At 54.6% G+C, this 18234-nt stretch carries 17 protein-coding genes; 10 read left to right on the forward strand and 7 right to left on the reverse strand.

Annotated features, from left to right (window positions below; genetic code table 11):
* Positions 1–25: 25 nt before the first annotated feature.
* The 3 genes from nadA to CRO08_RS09230 all read left to right on the forward strand — a co-directional run bounded on the left by nadA (position 26) and on the right by CRO08_RS09230 (position 4429).
* Positions 26–1042 (forward strand): quinolinate synthase NadA, encoded by a 1017-nt coding sequence (gene nadA, locus CRO08_RS09220; RefSeq protein ID WP_097035974.1) that lies wholly within the window; start codon positions 26–28, stop codon positions 1040–1042.
* A 37-nt stretch (positions 1043–1079) separates the two neighbouring features.
* The gene (gene mnmA, locus CRO08_RS09225; protein ID WP_097035975.1) at positions 1080–2171 is read left to right on the forward strand and encodes a tRNA 2-thiouridine(34) synthase MnmA; all 1092 of its coding nucleotides are present in this window, start codon (positions 1080–1082) and stop codon (positions 2169–2171) included.
* A gap of 122 nt (positions 2172–2293) precedes the next feature.
* The gene (locus CRO08_RS09230; protein WP_097035976.1) at positions 2294–4429 is read left to right on the forward strand and encodes an HD domain-containing phosphohydrolase; all 2136 of its coding nucleotides are present in this window, start codon (positions 2294–2296) and stop codon (positions 4427–4429) included.
* Positions 4430–4493: 64 nt separating this feature from the next.
* On the opposite strand, the gene CRO08_RS09235 is transcribed toward CRO08_RS09230, so the two are convergent.
* The 7 genes from CRO08_RS09235 to CRO08_RS09265 all read right to left on the reverse strand — a co-directional run bounded on the left by CRO08_RS09235 (position 4494) and on the right by CRO08_RS09265 (position 12057).
* Positions 4494–5651, reverse strand: a complete 1158-nt coding sequence (locus tag CRO08_RS09235) for a hypothetical protein (RefSeq protein WP_097035977.1) — start codon at positions 5649–5651, stop codon at positions 4494–4496.
* 52 nt (positions 5652–5703) lie between these two features.
* On the reverse strand, positions 5704–6822 hold the full coding sequence (locus CRO08_RS09240; protein ID WP_141398305.1) for a hypothetical protein: 1119 nt from the start codon (positions 6820–6822) through the stop codon (positions 5704–5706).
* Positions 6815–7558 (reverse strand): hypothetical protein, encoded by a 744-nt coding sequence (locus tag CRO08_RS09245; RefSeq protein ID WP_141398306.1) that lies wholly within the window; start codon positions 7556–7558, stop codon positions 6815–6817. The genes CRO08_RS09240 and CRO08_RS09245 overlap by 8 nt, the downstream gene beginning before the upstream one ends.
* On the reverse strand, positions 7545–9056 hold the full coding sequence (locus CRO08_RS09250; protein WP_097035980.1) for a FecR domain-containing protein: 1512 nt from the start codon (positions 9054–9056) through the stop codon (positions 7545–7547). The genes CRO08_RS09245 and CRO08_RS09250 overlap by 14 nt, the downstream gene beginning before the upstream one ends.
* 588 nt (positions 9057–9644) lie before the next feature.
* A complete protein-coding gene (locus CRO08_RS09255; RefSeq protein WP_097035981.1) occupies positions 9645–10043 on the reverse strand; it encodes a pyridoxamine 5'-phosphate oxidase family protein in 399 nt (132 codons plus the stop codon).
* Between the two features lie 91 nt (positions 10044–10134).
* Positions 10135–10635 (reverse strand): O-acetyl-ADP-ribose deacetylase, encoded by a 501-nt coding sequence (locus CRO08_RS09260; protein ID WP_097035982.1) that lies wholly within the window; start codon positions 10633–10635, stop codon positions 10135–10137.
* Between the two features lie 150 nt (positions 10636–10785).
* Positions 10786–12057, reverse strand: coding sequence for an IS256 family transposase (locus CRO08_RS09265; RefSeq protein WP_097034567.1), 1272 nt, complete (start codon positions 12055–12057; stop codon positions 10786–10788).
* 254 nt (positions 12058–12311) lie between these two features.
* Here CRO08_RS09265 and CRO08_RS09275 point away from each other — a divergent pair, with 254 nt between their 5' ends.
* The 7 genes from CRO08_RS09275 (at position 12312) to CRO08_RS09305 (ending at position 18234) form a co-directional block, all read left to right on the forward strand.
* Complete coding sequence (locus CRO08_RS09275; protein ID WP_097035984.1) at positions 12312–13238, forward strand: T9SS type A sorting domain-containing protein; 927 nt, start codon at positions 12312–12314, stop codon at positions 13236–13238.
* Positions 13239–13257: 19 nt separating this feature from the next.
* Positions 13258–13584: a hypothetical protein gene (locus CRO08_RS09280; RefSeq protein WP_097035985.1), complete on the forward strand. Its 327-nt coding sequence runs from the start codon at positions 13258–13260 to the stop codon at positions 13582–13584.
* Between the two features lie 336 nt (positions 13585–13920).
* A complete protein-coding gene (locus tag CRO08_RS09285; protein WP_097035986.1) occupies positions 13921–14697 on the forward strand; it encodes a hypothetical protein in 777 nt (258 codons plus the stop codon).
* A gap of 367 nt (positions 14698–15064) precedes the next feature.
* A complete protein-coding gene (locus tag CRO08_RS09290) occupies positions 15065–15685 on the forward strand; it encodes a 16S rRNA (guanine(527)-N(7))-methyltransferase RsmG (RefSeq protein WP_176495114.1) in 621 nt (206 codons plus the stop codon).
* Positions 15682–16467 carry a ParA family protein gene (locus CRO08_RS09295; protein ID WP_097035988.1) on the forward strand — a complete coding sequence of 262 codons (786 nt, stop codon included), beginning with the start codon at positions 15682–15684 and terminating at the stop codon, positions 16465–16467. The genes CRO08_RS09290 and CRO08_RS09295 overlap by 4 nt, the downstream gene beginning before the upstream one ends.
* Complete coding sequence (locus CRO08_RS09300; RefSeq protein WP_097035989.1) at positions 16467–17429, forward strand: ParB/RepB/Spo0J family partition protein; 963 nt, start codon at positions 16467–16469, stop codon at positions 17427–17429. Before CRO08_RS09295 ends, CRO08_RS09300 begins: the two co-directional genes overlap by 1 nt.
* A 7-nt stretch (positions 17430–17436) precedes the next feature.
* The gene (locus CRO08_RS09305) at positions 17437–18234 is read left to right on the forward strand and encodes a M23 family metallopeptidase (protein ID WP_097035990.1); all 798 of its coding nucleotides are present in this window, start codon (positions 17437–17439) and stop codon (positions 18232–18234) included.

The following is an 18234-nucleotide window of genomic DNA, read 5'->3' on the forward strand; positions in this document are numbered from 1 at the left end:
CAGCCACTTTTCTATATTTGTAAACATGACCGCAGACGAACTTTTCAACAGACTGAACAAAATCCAGCCGGGCGCCGTGCTTTGCCACTACACCCGTGAAAAAGTCGAACAGATGCTCCCGCTGATCAACGAGATCAACGAACGCAAAAAAGACCAGGATACCGTCATCCTCGCGCACAGTTACTGCGCACCCGAAATCGTGCTCGGTGTCGCCGACTACACGGGCGACAGCTACAAGCTGAGCGAAGACGCCACCAAGGTCCCGCAGAACACCATCCTGTTCTCCGCGGTGCGGTTCATGGGCGAAACGGCCAAGATCCTGAGCCCGCAAAAAGACGTGCTTATCCCGGGCACACTCACGGGCTGCAGCCTCGCCGACTCCATCACCGGCAAGGACGTGCAGGCGCTGCGCGAAAAGTACCCGGACCACGCCTTCATCTGCTACATCAACACCACCGCCGACGTGAAGGCGGCCTGCGACGTGTGCGTCACTAGCGGCAACGTGATGAAGATTGTGGAAGCCTACCCGAACGACAAGATTTGCTTTGTGCCCGACAAGCTCATGGGCCAGAACATCATCACCGAAATGGAAAGCCGCGGCGTCAAGAAAGACATTGTGCTCTACACGGGCAGCTGCTACGTGCACGAGACATACGACGCAGAACTCATCCAGTTCTTCCGCAGCCAGAATCCGGGCCTCAAGGTGGTGAGCCACCCCGAATGCAACCCGTCCGCGGCGTTCTACAGCGACTTCGTGGGCAGTACCGGCCAGATGGTCAAGTACATCGACGGGCTGCCGCCCAAGAGCAAGGTGCTGCTCCTTACGGAATGCGGGCTCAACGCACGCATGCACTACGAGCACCCCGACATGGAATTCATCGGGAGCTGCAGCATGTGCAAGTACATGAAGTCTAACTCGCTCGAGAACATCCTCGAGACGCTCCGCCACCCCGAAAAGGCGAACCGCGTGGAACTCGACGAAGACACGCGCGTGAAGGCGAAGAAGTGCATCGACGCGATGTTCCACTACGCGAACCTCTAGCGCACAACTACACGGCAACAAACAAGCAGGCACGCGCATGGCAAAGAAGGTAGCAGTCGGACTTTCCGGCGGAGTGGATTCCGCCCTCGCCGCTTTCCTACTGAAACAGCAGGGTTACGAGGTCATCGGCATGACGATGGCCACATGGGACGGTTCCATCGACATGCCGCACGTGGAAGGCCGCGAGGGCTGCTTTGGCCCAGGCGAAGACGCGAGCATAGCCGAGGCGAAGACGGTCGCCGACCGGCTCGGTATCCCGCACCACGTGGTACGCATTTCCGAAGACTACAAGCGCGAAGTTCTCGACTACTTCCGTGCCGAATACCGCGCCGGACGCACGCCGAACCCGTGCGTGCGCTGCAACCAGTTCATCAAGTTCGGCGCGCTCCAGACGGCGGCCCGCCGCATGGGAATCGCGTTCGACTACTTCGCCACCGGGCACTACGCCCGACTCGATTTCAAGAACCCCGACGTTCCCTTCCTGTACGCGGCGCTCGACCACGGCAAGGACCAGACGTACTTCCTCTCGCGCCTTACCGCAGAGCAACTCTCGACGGTACTTTTCCCGCTGGGCGGCATGACGAAGGTCCAGGTGAAGGAACTCGCCAAGCAAATCGGCTGGGTGGATTTCGCCACCAAGAAGGAGAGCATGGACTTCCTCGAATGCGGGGACTACTCGGTGCTCTTCGACGAGTCCGACAACGTCCCGGGCGACTTCGTGGACCTGCAGGGCAAGGTACTCGGCCAGCACAAGGGAATCATCCACTACACCATCGGGCAGCGCAAGGGCCTCAACATTGGCGGGCAGCCTGAGCCGCTCTTCGTGGTGGCAATCGACGTGAAGAAGAACCAGGTGGTTCTCGGGCCCCGCAGCACGCTCGACTGCACCGAAGTCGAAGGTACGGAACTCAACCTGATGGTATCGGAATCCTCCCCGCTCCTGAAGGGCGAACTCACCGCGCATATCCGTCTCGGGCACAAGGGCACCCCCGCCCGCATCGAGGCGCTCGACACACAGAAGGGGTTCATCCGCGTGCAGTTCGACGAACCGCAGTTCGCCTCCGCACCCGGCCAGATCCTCGTGCTGTACGCCGACTCGGGTGTGGTCGCCTCCGCCATCATCGCCTAGACCGCCCACGACCCACCCTCACAATCCGCCCTCTTTTCTAAAAAATTACGTGCCGTAGGCCAAAAATCATAATAGATTTTATATGTAGATTTTCCCGGACCTAGGTTCCCGAGGTGTATTCGATGAAACTGCTATCGATACTGAAATCAAAGGACTTGCACTATGCCGTGGCGCTTATCGCCATCGCGTTCCTCGTCAACATAATCCCCTCCAAGATAGCGATTGCGCTCGGAATCCCCGTCTTCATCGATTCCATCGGCACGATCCTCGCCGGTATGCTCGGCGGCACGCTCCCCGCGGTTATCGTGGGCTTCTGCTCCAACGCGTTCAACAGCATATCCGACCTCCCCACGCTCTACTACGGCATCATCAGCATCCTCATCGGCGCAATGGCCGCCATATTCCAGCAGAAGGGCTACTTCAGGACCCTCCCCAAGATAATCGTCATGGTGCTCATGTTCGCCATCCTCGGCGGCGTGCTCGGGTCCATCCTCACCTATTTCCTCTACGGCTATGATTTCGGCGAAGGCGTCTCGGCCCCGTTCGCCATCGGCATCCACGAGCACCTCGGGCTTTCCAAGTTCACCTCGCAGCTCGTCGCCGACTTCATCATCGACGTCATCGACAAGATATTCGTCGTCGCCGCGGTCATCATCACCTACCACAAGATTCCGCTGCACGTAAAGACGCACTGCAGCAGGGTGTTCCTCTTCGACCCCAATCCCGTCACCCAGTTCGAGGATGACGGCACCCGCGCCGTCAAGCGCTCGCTCCTGCGCAGGGTGGTCGTCATGGTCATCACGGCAGAAATCCTCCTCGGCGTGCTCGCGAGCACCACGGGATTCGTCCTCTACCAGCAGCAGTCCATCGAGAAATTCACCGACATCGCGCACGGCCTTACCGAGGCGGCATCCATCGCCGTCGATACCGAGCGGATAGACGAGTTCATCGAGAAGGGCCGCGAGGCGGAGGGCTACACCGACATAGAACAGAAACTCTACAGGATGAGGGACGGGTTCCCGCAGGCGCTGTACCTGTACGTCTACCGCATACAGCCGGACGGCTGCCACGTGGTATTCGACCTCGACACCAAGGAAGGCGAGAAGGCGAGCCAGCCCGGCGACCTCATCGACTTCGACCCGAGTTTCGAGCCATACATGCCGCAACTGCTGAAGGGCGAACCCATCGACCCCATCATCTCCGACGACCAGTACGGCTGGCTCCTCACGGTCTACAAGCCGCTCAAGAACTCTACCGGAAAGACGGTCGCCTACATCGCCGCCGACATTTCCATGGGCGAAATCATCACCGACCAGGCGGAATTCTTCATCAAGCTCCTTTCGATGTTCTTCGGCGTATCCATCCTCATCATGAGCATCGTGCTCGAGTTCGTGAACAGGAGAATCGTGCATCCGGTGAACCGCATGGCATCGGCCGCGATTCACTTCGCCTATAACATGGAACAGGACCGTGCAAACGACATGCACGAAATCAAGAACCTCAACATCCACACCTCCGACGAAATCGAGCACCTCTACAGGGCGCTTACCAAGACGTGCATGGATTCCATCGGGTTCATCAACAGGCTCGAGGCCGCCGCCGAGCGCATCCAGCACATGCAGGATGAAATTATTATCAACTTCGCCGAAATGGTGGAAGCGCGCGACACGAGCACCGGCAACCACATCAAGAAGACCGCGTTCTACGTGGAAGCCATCGCGCGCGAACTCCTCAAGGAAGGCAAGTACAGCGACGTGCTCGACGAGAAGTACATCGAGAAGCTCAAACGTTCCGCGCCTCTGCACGACATCGGCAAGATCGCAGTCTCCGACCTGATCCTGAACAAGCCGGGCAAGCTCACCGACGATGAATTCGCCATCATGAAGAGCCACACCACCGAGGGTACGAACATCCTCTCGAAAATCGAGGCGAACACCAACGACACGATGGACGACAACTACCTGAAGGAATCCATGGAGATGGCGCACTACCACCACGAAAAGTGGGACGGCACCGGATACCCCACGGGAATCAAGGGCGAAGAAATCCCGCTGTCTGCGCGCATCATGGCGGTCGCGGACGTGTTCGACGCCCTCGTGGCCGAACGTGTGTACAAGAAGCCGTTCACCTACGAGAAGGCGATGGCAATCATCACGGAAGGCGCAGGCAAGCACTTCGACCCCACGGTGGTGGAAGCGTTCTGCCACATATCCGAAAAGCTCTACGCCGAACGCACTACGCTGAACAACAAGGTGTAATGCCGAGGCCCGGTAACAGCACTCCGAAAGAACAACGCAGTAATCCTGCAGGACTACGCGAAGGCTAGTAGTTCACTGCCGCGTAGAAGTTGAATGCGCCGAACACCTGGTCGTTGAAGAACCCGTCCTCGACGGCATCGTAAACGGCACCCACTTCGAACTGGTACTTGCAGTAGCGGCAGAACACCATACCCGCATTCACGTCGCCCGCGATGTTTATCGCGAACTTGTCGCGGAACTTGCTGTAATGGTCGTCGTACTGCATGCCAAGCCCGAACTGCGCGCCAACAAAGGGAGTCACCGCGAAGTTGAAGAAGTTGACGCGGAAACCTATCATGTACATCGCGCGCCAGCCCCAGTTGTGCCACGCGTCGCCCGGGTTCCACCCGTAGATGTTGAGGGAAGTAAACTCAAGTCTTTTTCCGGAATCAAGAATCTTTCCTTCGCGCAGTATAACCGCCTTGCTGAAGTCCCGATCCGGGTTCAGGTCCTCGTCTTCCCAGTTGTACCAGATAGCCATGCCGCCGCCCAGCGTGCGCCAGGTACGGGAGTCGTGAGACTTCTCTTTTTTGTCCGAGGTATCGGTATCGGCATCGGCAACCTTCTGGTCGTCCTTCTGGTCAAGCAGCGCTACCCCCAGCTCGCGAGAATCGCCCGACAGGGGAGCGCTGACGTTCACGAACACCCAGTTCTCTTTCTCGGTATAGACTGCAAAATCGCACACCTTCTTCCCGTCGGCGGCAATGCAGGTCCACGCCCTGCGCTTGTCCAAGTCCTGCCCCTCGGTCCTTACCGCATCTTCCGAATTCGTGACCCTGTTCTGCCCCATCTTCCATTTCAACATCATCTGGATCTTGGCGGAATCCGTCTTCGCGTACTCCAGCATCTGCTTGAAATCGCCGACCAGCGCACTCTTGCCAAACGTCTCGATCAAAATGCGCTCGTTCCCCGCATTGCGTTCAAATTCCACCTTCTGGCTGTTCGACGTGGAACTGTTGTCCACAAGTTTCCAGCTCGGTTCGGGCAAGTACACCATCATCTCCTCCGGAGACTTCAGCATGTATTTGCCGGAATACCACTCGTCGGCCTTGCTGGACCCGGAACCGCTATGCACCACGGCGCCCACGGCATCGTTCAGGACGGAACGTCCGATAGACCTGACGACACTCGCGCAGCCTGTCAGGGAAAATACAATCAGGAGAAGGAGTATTTTAGTTTTCATACCACTAATACACTCTCATTGTAACGAAAAAGAAACAATTTTTTTCGTTTTTTTAGTAGTTCACCGCTGCGTAGAAGTTGAACGCACCGAACACCTGGTCGTTGAAGAACCCGTCCTCGACGGCATCGTACGATGCACCCAGTTCAACCTGGTACTTGCAGTAACGGCAAATCACGAGACCCGCATCGATATCCCCCGCGAGGTTTATCGCGAACTTGTCCGCAAACTTGCTGTAATGGTCGTCGTACTGCATGCCAAGCCCTACATGGGCGCCAATGAACGGAGACACGAACGCGCTGAACATGTAGACGCGGAAACCGAACATGGTCATGTAGCGCCAGCCCCAGTTGTGCCAGGCGTCACCATAGTTGAAACCTAATAGATTCGAGTAGTTGAAAGCGAGCCTTCCGCCAAAGTCAATGATACCACCCCGACGAATGAGCAGCGCCTTGCTAAAATCGCGGTCAGGATTCGCATCCTCGTCCTCCCAGTTGTACCAGATGGACATGCCCACGCCGTAGCTCTTCAGCACGCGGGTCGCATGCTTCTCGTAATCGCTCAGTTCCGCGTTGTCTATCATGGAAAGCGTCCGCGTACCGAGTTCCTCGGCGTTCACGTCCTTCGGGGCAACCACGCCCGAAACCACCCAGTTGCCCTTTTTGGTCACGATAACGAAGGTGCACTTGTTCTTGATACTGTCGCTCATGCAAACGTGCCCGCGGTTCGCGGTGCGCACGACGCCCCCAATCGTAGCTGCCGCAGACGAATCGCCCGCAGGGGCCTTGAAATCCAGCATTTCCTTCTCGAGCATCTTCCAGATTTTCACGGAATCCGGGTCGGCAGGGTTGTAGTCCTTTATGCCATCGGTCCTGAGTTTCTGCGGGGTAGTCGCCGAAACCGAGACGCTCACGCGGCCCGAGTCGCGGTAGAAAGTCACCACTTTCGAATCTGCGTCCTCGTACAGTTCAAGCGCGCTCCATCCGGTATCGGCAAGCGCAATCTTCATGGGCTCGGGCGAACGAATCATGTAGTTACCGAACACGCGCGTGAACGTCATGTTCATGGCAGGCGCCGCATCCTCCTTCGGCGACTGGTACAAGCCCGCACATCCTACGAGCATGGCCGAAAGCACAAGTAAAAATGCAAGCAAGAGCATGGTCAGTCTATTCATCGAATTTCGCCTCCTGAATTTCGCGCGCCGCCTTCTCGATCTCGCGCTCGCGCAAGACCTCGTCCACCTTCGCGCGCAGGACATCTTCCTCGTGAAGTTTGTAGAGCATGTTTCCCTGCTCCACGCAGGGGCGCAACATGCGCAAGTAGCTCACCATAAGCCCGACCATCGCGGCGCATGCCGCAAAACAGCCAGACCAGGAATCAGCAATCTCGGCGAATGCCACCACGATGCCGACAAGAATGAAGGCAAGGAAAATAACGAGGTCGCGCCTGGTCACGGGCGTGTATCGAATACCGCGCCCGTCAAGTAGTTTCTGCTGCCGCCGTGCGATATCGCGCAAGATAAACACGTCAAAAACATGCCCGATGTAGGGGAGGAGCACCGAACAAACAACCGCAACGTTCGGAGAGAAGGTCGTCGTCGTGAGGCAGCGCAAATTCCTTATGGCACGGTAAAGCCACAATATCCAGTAGACGAAAAAAAGCCAGAACACGACGAAGCATACGGCCATAGTTCCAATCATCGGAACCAAGGCTGCCAAAAACAGATAGTAGAGATGCCGGGCGGTATCCGCATCCGTCACGGCCCCGCTCGCCATATAGCCCGTAACCTGGATGACGGTATTGCACAGCACCAGGAATACGACGATAATGATATACAAGAATTTCAGGAAGAACATGGCGCGTGCGCCGCGCCGGGAATTATCTTCCAGACGCACGCTACCTGAACTCATACACCTTGGTAGCGAGCACGGTCTCGCCGCTAAGCATGCTGACCTTGATCTTCACCGTGGTCATCTTGCCGCGCGGAATCTGCACCGTGGCGCTGTAGCCGATACCCGTTTCCGAGGGCACAAACTTTGTCTCGAATGCCTTGCCGCCAACACTGACCTCCACCGACTTGATCTGTGCAGGGTCGTTGCCCACGATATGTTCCACGTCGAACAGGAGTTCAGGATAGAGCGAGGCTCCCTGCGAAACCTTCTTCTTGAAGACTTCCTTCGCGCCACCGCGCACCTTCACCTTCACGCCCGTCTTGGGGAAGCAGGAGAATTCGCGCTCGATGCTGGCATCGACACCTTCCACGTTCTCGGGCACGAACTTGTACTTGAACGTACCCGGCAACAGCTTGAAGGTAGCCGCGTAGTCCCTATCCAGCGTGACTTCCTTGAGGAGGCTGTCGTGCGCAAAGATAGAGAGCTTACCCTCGTTGTCCCTGAACCCGGACGTGGTGTAGAGCACCTCGCACTTGGTCACGTCGGACTTGATAATCTTCACACCGCGATCGAACCTGTAGACAAACGAGAAGTTACCGCATACAAACGAATTGTGTTCGGCAGTGCATATCGCCTCGAACTTCTTCGGACCGAGGGCGGCCCTGCTCCAGCGCGGCACGAAGCGCATGGGCTTGCCGTCGGAGATGTTGCGTTCCGGGCCGATCGCCACCTGCATGCCTTCAGTGCAGGTTGCAAAGATCTCGATGCTGTCGGCGTTCACCAGCGTGGGAACGGGCTCGAACCGGCATTCGTACTTGGACCGCAGGTCCTCATTGCGCTTCTCGATAGTCTCGTCGATTTCCTTCGCCTGCTTCTGGATATCCTCGACGGACTTCGTCGTATCGTCCACGGCCTCGCTTATCTTCTTCGCGAAGTCCGGATCGCCCGCGTTCTTCGCCTCGACAACCACGGGCGGCTTGCCCTTGCGGAAGGCGACAAACTGCTGCGCGTGAACCGCAACTTCCTGGCCGTCCTGTTCCATCACCATCTCGCCAGAGTTGAGCGAACCGAACGACTGCCCGCCGTTGGTCACGCCGATGGTGCCGTCCGTACCGCGGATCGATGCGGTCATGGTCCCGGTCTTGAACTTGAACTGGCTCTTCTTGCCGGTCTGCTTCTGCGCGTTGAAGCGCAACAGGCCCTTCTTGATATTGACTTCGGAAATCTGCGAATCCTTGATGAACAGCACCTGCGTAAACTCGACAAGCGCGTTCTCCTCGATGGAGATCGTGCTGCCCTCGGGCATCGCGATAAGCACGGCAGATTCCACATCCGTCTGGATGAGGTCCTTGTCCTGGACCTTTGCGCCTACGCGCAGGCTAGCCCAGTCACCGTTACCCTTCTTCTTGAACGAGACGTCGCCAAGAACAGAACGTACCTTGGCGCTCTGCGGGGCAGCCATCGTGAAGGTGACCGCCAAAACCACCCAAACCGTTAAGCTCCTGAATATAGACATAGGACCTCTCGGAAACAAAAAACACTACGCCACAGGGCGCAACACAAACATAAATATAGACTATAATTTTTCAAAAAGCACGTGGCGTATTATTCCAAAGCGGTATAATCAAGCCTATCACGGCGATAATGCAATTACGCGTGACGCGAACGACAACTTTTTTCCAGCAGTCGATTGCGGAATTGTCAAGTCATCCTGGCTCCGGGAAGGTCATATTTTCAACATGGCACCCGTGTACGTAGTGTTAATTCAATGTTAATACTATGTTGATTTATGATTTGCGAGAGTAATTCGTAATTTCCAAACCGCACAAGTTATCCACATGAGCAACCCGCGTTTCACGTGAAACATCCCAAAAATTGAAATCAATCCAAAATTTATTCACGAATATAAAAGTCAACTTCTGCGCTTCCATGCATTTTGTTAATAGAATGTTTACAATATAATTAACAGCGCAGGGAATTCTTCCAATATAAAATGCCCCGACGAGGAGGTCGTCGAGGCGAATTTTTTTTTGCCAGCCGCGCCGTCCAAAAGATTCCGGGTCAAACCCGGAAAACGGGCAGGCGCTTCACGTGAAACTAGCGCCTAGAATTTCACGACTTTCGGAGCCGCCGTAAAGCTGTAGAACGTAGCGGTCGCGTCCTTGAAGTAGAGCGTCTCGGTGTTGTCGTCGTCGGGCGAGTACATCGACTTGAGCTCGGGGTAGTGCTCCAGCATGTCGACCTTCGGTTCGCGGCGGTCGTCGCGGACCAGGGTACCGGCAACGCGGACCCACTCGTTACCCGCGGCGTTCATCGCGCAGATTTCAACCTTGCCGTTCTTCTGGATCTGCTTGGAGCAATCCTTGGACTTGCCGGTCTGGATATAGAGCTTGCCCTCGAAAATGTTGGCGGTACCAAACGGGCGTACACGCGGCTGGTCGCCGTCGGCCGTCGCGAGGAAATACGCACCGCATGCCTTGAGAAATTTTACGACTTCTTCCATCTTGTTTTTCCTTAATAACGTCTGTTATTGTTTTTGTTAAAAGTTCGCTGTTGCTGTCAACTATATATAATATACAAAAAATGGATTTCACCTATTTTCGGTACGCGTCCCGATAAACTTTCAACATCTGTTCACCGAAACAGCAGAAAATGACCTTCTTGAGGCATTTTGCAGGGTACTTATCAACAGTCCGAACCGCAATCTCGGTAGCCGCCTCCCAGGGGTAACCGTAGACCCCGCAGGAGATGGCGGGGAATGCGACCGTCCGGCAACCGTTCTCCTCAGCCAAGTCAAGACAACTTTTATAACAAGATTCCAGGAGTTCGGGTTCGCCGTGCAGGCCGTCCCGGTAGATGGGTCCCGGAGTATGGATGACGAACCTTGCCGGCAACCTGAACCCGGGGGTAATTTTCGCCTTGCCCGTCTCGCAACCCTTCAGGGGGATGCACGCCTTCAGAAGTTCAGGGCCCGCCGCCCGGTGGATCGCACCGTCGACACCGCCACCACCCAGCAGGGAACAGTTCGCCGCGTTCACGATGGCATCCACATCCAGCTTGGTGATGTCGCCCTGGATAATCTCGATTTCTACCATATAGGCCTCCGTGGTACAATATACTATTTATACCACATAATGAGCAGAACCGTTATGAAAATGGCCGCGATGAGGGAACACATGGGAACCTCCCTGAAATGAATTTGTCCCTTTTTTAGTTGAAAATCCAGGTCTCCAACTGGTGTAAATCTAGGCTATTAGCGCTTCATTGTCAAGTAATTTCATGCTCTTTTCCCGAAGTTTTTCGACAAGTTCGGGGATTTCCGCATAGCCGTCCAACCGTCTCCAGTTCTTTTCGCGGTGGAGGACCTCAGCGGCCATCCAGCGTTTGAACATTCCAATGTCCCTGTAGCGCTTCACGTTCTTCTCGATGGCGTCGAGACCGTTGAAGGTGGACTCGATTATGTTGGTCGTTATGAGCGACTTGCGCAGGAGCGCGGGGATGCCCAGCCGGTGGACCGTAAGCAGCCTCTCGCCGCCCTCGGAAAGCGATTTGGCGGCACTCGTGTTTATGCCTTCGAGCCACTCGTGGACCTTGAGAAGTTCCCTTCTCGCGTCCTCGTAGCCCACCATCCCGATGGCGTTGTTGTAGCGCCTGTCGAACTCGGCCCGGTACATCTCGGGCAGATGGGACTCGACGTTGCGCCTCTTGTGGATCACGCAGCGCTGGTGCTTGAGGTCCTTGCCGAAGCGGTCCTTGAGGGCGCGGTTGAGGCCCGTCCCGCCGTCGGTCACGAAGATGATGTCGGGGTGCAGGGCGAGGCCCCTGCTCTCCATGTCGGAAAGGAACGAACGGCACATTTCGGTGTTTTCCGAACTGCCCTGCCAGAGGCCAAGCACGCGCTTGTAGCCTTCCGCGTCAACGCCTATGGCGGCCATCACGACCTCGCCGCAGCGATGCATTGCGTCCATGAAGACGGCAACCGCCTCGAAGTCCTCCAGCCTGCGCTCGTTCAGTTCCTTCAGTTTCCTTGTGCATGCGGCAACGACCTTGCGCGACACCGACGACTTGCTTACGCCGAACGCCTCCCCGGCAGTCGAGAACACATCCTCGTAACGCCTCCCGGACAGGCCTGAGAGGCATGCGTGCAGCAGGTGCTCGGAGAACGCGTCGGGGTCTTTCAGACGGGCGTAGATACGCGATTTGACCTCGCCGTTTTCGTCCCTGAGCCTGGGTACGCGCACCTTCGCCTTGCCACCCGCGATGTACACGGAACCACCCTGGCTGGACCACTTCTTGAAGCCCTTCCTGGGGTGGTATGCTGCACCGCCGAGCTGTTCCCTTTCGGCCAGGAGTATCGCCTCCACGAGCCTTGCGCCCATCTCCCTCGACAGCGCGTCAAGGCAGCTTTTCCCCTGTTCGGCAAGGTCGGCCAGAACCACCCCGACACTGGTCGAAATGTCGATTTCTTCGCGGCGGACGATTGACAGTTTGGGGGTTCTTTTTGTACTTTTCATCATGGTGGTTATCCTCTTGCTTGGTGTTTTTTTGCTGAACCAAATTTACAAGTTGGAGACCACCTTTTTCTTTTTGGTTGCAGAAATTTCAACTAACTTTGGGGCATCTTCCCCTGAAATAGTCCTGCCGGCAATATATAAACATTTGATGACAAAGAATGTCAATAATAAAAAATATCTCAAATAAATGAATTTTTCGCGAAAACTGAATATATATTTGAGTATCAGGGATTAAGCCCTCCTTAAAAGGAGAAAATATGGATAGGAGAATGATTTTCATGGCGCTCGCCTGCGCCGCTACAACTGCACTTGCGGCAAATACCGCCAGCCCGACATTTTTGTGGGACGCCACGACCGACACCATAGGCCGAATCGAGACCGGATCACCCGACTCTACGTCCGGCTGGTGGTACTTTTATGACGACAGTGATTATGGGGGCACGTCCAATGTAACCATCCCAGCGGATATGGAGACAATCGAATCACCTGACTTTATAGGTGCTATGGCTGAAGCATACGGTGCAATCAAGGCCACCGTCAAGTTGAATGATGGCTACGAGTTCCCCTATGCCGGAATCGGTTTCAATGTCTGGAACGAGCAAAAGGAAGGCGCAGACATTTCCGCCTGGGGAGGCTTTTGCCTCGAGTACCAGTCCACAATCGGTTTCAGCATCGAACTCGTTCCCGAAAACGAAGAGGACGTGACCGCATTCAACAACTACAGGGCAACTGTCGCGAAGGCGGCAACCATGACTACCATGAATTTTCGATGGGATAAATTCAGGCAGGAGGCCGGATGGGGCAAGGAAGCCGACAAAGATTCCGTCCTTGCAAAGACAGCCGCAGTCAAGCTGGCTTTCAGAAACAGTGCGGGAACTGAGGGGGATTTCCAGATACAGTGGATAGGTTCTTACGGCATGTGTTCATGTTGCGGTCCAATGCCCGACAGAATCGGGAGCGACCCCACCACGATTCCCGTCAAGGCGACCCTTTCGGGCCGCATACTGCAACTTACCGGAGCGGCAGCCCTCGGGAAGGCAACCGTCGTCGATCTCCAGGGGAATGTCGTGATGTCGGCACCAGCTACCGGCATAATGGATCTTTCCGCACTCAGGGCCGGCATGTACATGCTCCGCATCGAGGGTCCGGGAGTCAACCACACGCAGAAGATTCTCCTGAAGTAAGACAACAGGGGAGAGAACGATGAAATGCAAGTTCATCATATTGCTCGTAATGATTGCCGGCGGGATATCGTTCGCCCAGCTACTGCCACAAAAGCAGGCAGAGGACTTGCCGAAAATCGACCGCGCCATGATATTCAAGGTGGACTACAGTGACGAGGTGGAGATGCCCGCCGATACTTCCAGGACCATCAATCAGCCGGTCCGGAGCGCAGAAAAGAGTGAACTTGCAAACAATACGCTGTTTATAAATACACTCTGCGCGACAGGGGCGGTGCTCGGGGCTGTCCTTGGCGGGAACGGAACCGCCGGCTGCTTCGTGATACCCAGCAGCAAACTGAAGTTCTAATGTTTGCGATTGCCATGTAGGAAAACATGTTTGGGAAAGCAATCGCAACCTTAATCGCCTCGGTCATAGAACATACAAATATGTTCTGCGACACTCGGCTCATGTTGGGCTCCTTCGGAGCCTACATGCTCATGCTCGGTCATGCCGGTGTGCAAGCACCCCGTCGCGACACTCGCTATCGCATGTTTCACGTGAAACACGCACAAGGTTTCCAAGCAAAAATGTGCTTGCACATTTTTATTTGGGAACCGCAGGGTGTAGGACTATGGCGCAGCCATAGTCCCAACATGTGCCAACATGTTGGTTTCACTACCAGATTTATATATATTCCATTATATGAGGCGAACATTCATCATATTGGCGTTCTTGGCATTCAATGCACATGCGGTTGACTGCATCCGCGCCAAGTTCGATATCTTTGTCGCGCAATACGAGGCACTCAACGACAATTACACAGGACTGATTATCGACAGCACGAGCTCTGACAATACCCAGGAAAAATTCACCTTTTCAAACGACCATACCTACCTATGGACATCGTACGCGCGCTTGAGTCCGAATAGCGAATTCAAGAAATATGAACCTCAACAGATGAGTTACAAAGCGGAAATCTCCCAAGAAGGAGACTTCAAGATATATGACCGTGGCCCCCTAGTATACAGGGTATTCCACACGGAAGATTCCATTTATGTCGAGAAGTTATCAAACGAACGCTCCGATACGACTATAATAATTTGGCACATCCGGAACGACACCCTTTACGAAAAGACCTCAAGCACCCTCATTGTTACGTACGATCCCGGATTCGAAAACAGGTGCTTCGAGACCCGGACGAATAACAGTTCCTATGAGGTACTGTACGAGTACGAAACCAAGGGGGATACCCTCATTGAATACTATGGTGCACTCCTAGGGAATGTGGGCTATCCTTCGGCAAACAGCAAGGCTACCGACAGCGTTTGGACCAAAACCTTCTACGTACCATTCAACACCGAGCAGTCTCTGGGGATTTTCCAGACACCACGCCCGACTAACATCTCTAAAAAGGGAAGACACTTCGACCTCCTCGGACGCCCCGCGAGGGGAAAGTACACCGTGAAGTTTTCAAGATAAGTTCACACTATTTCAACATCTATCAAAAAGTTATTCACGGATATTTTTAAAAAATGAAAGGGCGCCGATGTCGGCGTTCTCTTTTTTTTGTGAGATATACTAAATTATTTCGTGTTTGTTGGCGAATGCCAACACTCTTATATGTTTCACGTGAAACGCCCGATGGCGAGTGTCGCGACAAAATGCTTGCATTTTGGCATGACCGAGCATGAGGGCGTAGGACTTTGCGAAGCAAAGTCCCAACATGCCCAGCATGTTGGTTTCACAACCAGAGATTAGATTGAGTTATAAAACTAACATAGAGCAGCAGAATCTTCTGAACCAGTTCCTGAAGGAACATATTCTCTCTGAGTTGTCCAAAGAGCAAATGGACAAGCTCTATGACTTTGCCGACCTGGTGGTAGAAACCAAGCAATTCGGCAACCTGATTTCGGCGAAGGATTCCGAGAAATTCTTGAGCCGACACATCGCCGACTCGCTCGTCCCCTATATATATATATTAGACGAAAGACGAAAGACGAAAGACGAAAGCCATTCAGACTCTCTATCGTCTATCGTCTACCAGCGAAGCGATCTTTCGTCTAAGACATGGGCGGATATGGGTGCGGGTGCAGGCTGCCCGGTTTTCCCGCTCGCCATCGCGATGCCCGAAGTCCAGTTCTATGCAGTAGAACCCCGCCACATGCGCGTAGAGTTCATGAACTACGCGAAGGAAAAACTCGGACTCAAGAATCTGACCGTAGTAGGCAAGCGCTTCGAGACTTCGGGCCTTGCCGACCTGGACTTCATCAGCTGCCGCGCCCTCTCGACTTTCGAAAACGACTGGGAACGTGCACAGCCCGCCCTCAAGAAGGGTGGACTCTTCCTCACATTAAAAAGTTTCAATAGCATTTCACACCTGGAAAACGACCCGGCAGTCAACATCTGGAAATACAAGCTGCCGAACGAAGAACAGGATTACGCCTTAGTCACTCGAGGTAATAAATGAGTAAAGTGATAGCAGTATGCAACCAGAAGGGCGGCGTGGGCAAGACCACGACGGCCGTGAACCTGGCTGCAAGTTTTGCCGCTCTCGAAAAGAAGACTCTCCTTATCGACATGGACCCGCAGGGCAACGCCTCGCAGGGTCTCGGGTTCAACGAGTCGCAGGAACTGGATATCCACGAGGTCTTGGACCTGGCGGAAAACCCAGACAACATGACTCTCGAAAACATCGCGCCCGCCGTCATGGACACGAGCCTCGACTACCTGAAGGTCATCACCTCCGGCCCGGACCTCGCCGTCATGGAAATCGAACTGGTGAACGCGATGAGCCGCGAACACAGGCTCGAGCGAATCATCAACGTGCTCAGGAACGAATACGAGTTCATCATCATCGACGCACCTCCGAGCCTGAACCTGCTCACTCTGAATGTGCTTACAGCCGCGACGAGCGTGCTTATCCCTATCCAGTGCGAATACTACGCCCTGCAGGGTATGACCGAACTTTTCAAGACCATCCGTGAAGTGCAGAAGAACCTGAACGCGAACCTCAAGATCGAGGGTGCGCTCCTCACGATGTACTCCGCAAATCTGAGCCTCTCGAAGCAGGTCGCCGCCGAAGTCCGCGAGAACCTTTCCGACACGGTATTCCAGACGATGATTCCGAGAAACGTCCGTCTGAGCGAAGCGCCCAGCCACGGTAAGCCGGTCATCCTGTACGACGTGCAGAGCACCGGCTCGCAGGCATACATGAAACTCGCCGAGGAAATTCTGAACAAGGGTAAGTAATGGGAAAGAAATCTTTTGCACTGGGTCGCGGTCTCGCCGCCATCATGAAGGACCACGACATCAATTTTAAAGGTGAACAGGCGAACACTATCAACAATCCTGCCGAAACTTCCGAAAAGTTCGAGAAGATTGTTGAAATCTCGATTGACCTTATCGACCCGAACCCGTACCAGCCGCGCAAGGCGTTCGACGACGAAGGGCTTTCCGAACTTGCCGACTCCATCAAGCAGCAGGGTCTTATCCAGCCGATCGCTCTGCGCAAGGTGGGCGACCGTTACCAGATTATCAGCGGTGAACGCCGTACCCGTGCCACCAAGATTGCAGGTCTCCCCACAATCAAGGCGCAAGTCTTCGAGGACCTCGACGACAAGGCGATGGCGGAATGGGCACTCATCGAGAATATCCAGCGCGTCGACCTGAACCCGGTCGAAATTGCACGTTCTTATCAACAATTGATCGATAAGCACGGCTACAAGCACGAAGATCTGGCAAAGATTGTGAGTAAGTCGCGCTCCGCGATTACCAACAGCCTGCGCCTCCTCAAGCTCCCGGAACAGGTGCTCTTGTGGATAGAGGAAGGAAAGTTGAACAGCGGTGCCGCCCGCGCACTCTGCAGCGACAAGATCGGCGACCCCGAATCGCTTGCGGAACGCATTATCGAGGAAGGCCTGAACGTGCGCCAGATCGAGGCGATTATCCGCGGCGACGACAACAATGACGATGAAGAAGAAGAACCGTCCCTTCGGCAAGCTCAGGGACCTGAAAATTCCGAGACGCCCGCAAAGCCCAAGCCGGAACTGAGCGCCGACATGAAACAGTTCGAGACCAGGCTCGAGACGTTCTTCGGCACGAAGGTGCAGCTCAACCCGAGCAGCTCCGGCAAGCCGGAAGGCACCATCGTCATCAAGTACTACAGCATGGACGACCTGACCCGCATCCAGGAAATCATGGAAAACCGCTAGGCAGCTCATGAAAAAGAAGTACTACACAGTACAGATTATCCCGGAAGACTCGCACGAAATCAAAAAGTTCAAGGTTTCGACGCGTTGGTTCCTCTTCGGGAAGATTTTTCTGGTAATTTTCATAATTGTTCTCGGTGCTTTCTGCTACAATCTGGCAAAAATCAACCGGATTGTCGCAAGTTACGAGAAAATCCGCGTGGTTAATGCCCAACTTATCAAGAAAGACAAGAACTACGAGGAAATGTTCGAGCGCCTTGACTCCCTCTGGATACTGGAACAGCGTATCCAGAACATATTCGAGACATTTATCGAAAACGACTCCAACAAAATCAACAGTATTATAGACAGGAACAGGTTCGCGCACTCGCCTTCCGAGAAAAACGAAATTGATTTTGAAGGACATGGGTGGAAAACCCTCGAGGAAAAGTTAAAAATCGAGAAAATTCCGGATATCGTGCCTGTCGTGGGCATCGTGAGCAAGAAGTTCGACGAGGACGGAAGCCACCTGGGGATAGACTTCTCGGCCAACCCGGGTAACCCGGTCTTTGCGACCGGTACGGGTACCGTTGAATTTGCAGGCAAGAAGGGCGAACTCGGGAACACCATCGAAATCAACCACGGGAACGGCTACGTTACCACCTATTCTCACCTGATGAACATCAAGACGAGAAAGGGGAGCCCCGTTCACAAGGGCGACATCATCGGATCGGTAGGCGCCACGGGTACCACGAACGGACCGCACCTGCATTATACTATTATTAAAGACGGGGTCCCGCAGGACCCGGAAACCTATATCAACTACTAA

It is taken from the genome of Fibrobacter sp. UWT3, from assembly GCF_900230125.1.
Lineage (GTDB): Bacteria > Fibrobacterota > Fibrobacteria > Fibrobacterales > Fibrobacteraceae > Fibrobacter.